The 1,899-nt window shown below is 28.5% G+C and carries 3 protein-coding genes and 1 pseudogene; all 4 read right to left on the bottom strand.

The genetic code is table 11. The features are described from left to right. Positions 1-417 (bottom strand): annotated as a pseudogene (locus tag BKK50_RS13000) (hypothetical protein); the annotation flags it as partial. A 71-nt stretch (positions 418-488) separates the two neighbouring features. Then, positions 489-854, bottom strand: coding sequence for a hypothetical protein (locus BKK50_RS11730; RefSeq protein ID WP_077418340.1), 366 nt, complete (start codon positions 852-854; stop codon positions 489-491). 187 nt (positions 855-1,041) lie between these two features. After that, the gene (locus BKK50_RS11725; protein WP_077418338.1) at positions 1,042-1,389 is read right to left on the bottom strand and encodes a lysozyme inhibitor LprI family protein; all 348 of its coding nucleotides are present in this window, start codon (positions 1,387-1,389) and stop codon (positions 1,042-1,044) included. A 174-nt stretch (positions 1,390-1,563) separates the two neighbouring features. Further along, positions 1,564-1,899, bottom strand: a 336-nt coding sequence (locus BKK50_RS12545; protein ID WP_208606215.1) for a hypothetical protein, incomplete at its 5' end; no start/stop codon positions are given.

Below are 1,899 nucleotides of genomic sequence, written 5' to 3'. Positions count from 1 at the left end.
TCTAGTACAGCCCCAATTTAAATCAACAGAATCAGCTTTGATCCACATATTGATTTCTTTTTTTCCTTTGTAGTTTATGAGATACCATTTATTACTATCAGTGAAACTCTCATCCAATATCTTAACTTTATCTCCCTTTATTAAATACATTTTGCTAGGATATTCATCTTCAATACTTGAATATAGATATGACTTCTGATTTATATAGAAATAAGGATTCAAATAATGAGATTCAATTTTAATAAATTGATTTCCTTTCATTGCAATTACTTTATCATCAAAAACATATTTAGACTTAACAACATCTCCTTTAATTAATGAAATATTATCATTTTCAACCTGATTATCACGTAATATCTTATTAGATAGTTCATTTACACTAAATGAAGATAAAGACGTATCTTCATAGATAACCACTATCTTATTAAATTTAGAAGGTTCTATAACGGAATAGTAAATTGGATTTATTGGAACATTTGAATTAGGTATTAAATATTTTTTATTTCAAAACAAATTTGATCCCCATCAGGGACTTTAATTGCAAATATAACTCCTTTCTCATATGAGGAATTATAATTCTGCCAATAACAAACATTGTTCTTTCTCTTTATAAGATCAAAATCAGCAAAAGAAACTCCATTTAGAGAGAGCAAACGAGAAGCTTCTATAACATTCTTAGAATTAACTCCATCAATATAGAAACGGTTTTCTTCATTTGTGCAATTACAGTCACATTTCAATATCAGGTTATCATTAGCTTTAATTAAGTTAATATTTTCATATACTCCACAAAATTCATTAGCACTAGATATTAATGATAAAGAAATTAGAAATATAAAAATCAAAGATCGCATATAAATATACCCTCTATTAATTTAAAGTTACCTTTTTCTGCAATGTACCTACTATGGAAATAACGAGTTGCTTGTTTATTCAAGATTCCTAGTCTTCTAATTATAAAAAGTAGATTATATTTATAGCTTCTTTAATATATTTATCTGAGTGCGCAATTTGGCTTTCCTTAAACTTTCTTATACATACCTATTTAATATCATCAATCATCTGATTAACTTGTTTTATTCTATCCATGTAATATTTTTCCAAACACTCATAATAGACAACAATATACCCTTCTCCCTGTATTATTCCCATAGGAGAATTCATAAATTTGCAATCTTCCTTTATAAATTTATTCCATAAAATCTGAGAGCTCTTAAAAGAGTCGATTGTAACGTTATAATTATCAGCTTTCACTAATTCATCAAATGATTTATTTAACTCTTTTTTATATTTTTCTATATTATTTTTATGGCATTCTACATCGTAACAAACAGTATTAGCTGCTGTTAATAAAAAAATAGAAAATAATGACAATAATATTTTTTTCATAAATAATCCTTAGTTATAGGCTTCAGGTAATATAACTTGAAACTGCGGTGCAGGTTGCTTTCCTTTTACGGTACCGTGAACATGGATTGCTTTACCTGACCCAAAAATTTGCCCACTTTTTTAGCCTGATCATAAACATCAGCAACCCAACGTTTAGTACTTTCACTCGCTTCATCAAGATAATAGGGGGTTAGCATAGTCTAAATTTCCACCTACACTAGATTCTTCTCCCATAGATCTATTTTTTAAATGAGCTAATACACCATTTTTTATCTTTTCACTAACTCTAGCCATTGGGACATTTTGAACCGAGCCATAAGCACTTTTTCTTGGTGTGTTTATATCACTAAAAGCCCATCTTTTATTAATTACACCTCTAACATCCCCATTATTGTAAAAAGATCGGTTTAATATAGTATCAACAATGCCCTTAAGTTGATTTGAAAAAGCTTCACCTTTTAGGCTAGGTACAACTTCTGTTGCGGTAACTTTGTGAAAATCTAAACCTCT

The organism is Rodentibacter rarus (genome assembly GCF_001998965.1).
Classification (GTDB): domain Bacteria; phylum Pseudomonadota; class Gammaproteobacteria; order Enterobacterales; family Pasteurellaceae; genus Rodentibacter; species Rodentibacter rarus.
This window is presented reverse-complemented; position numbering and strand designations above follow the sequence as displayed.

What these genes read in the sequence shown, in the direction of transcription:
- BKK50_RS11730 (WP_077418340.1), bottom strand. Translation starts at nt 854, where the DNA reads ATGCGATCTTTGATTTTTATATTTCTAATTTCTTTATCATTAATATCT.
- BKK50_RS11725 (WP_077418338.1), bottom strand. Translation starts at nt 1,389, where the DNA reads ATGAAAAAAATATTATTGTCATTATTTTCTATTTTTTTATTAACAGCA.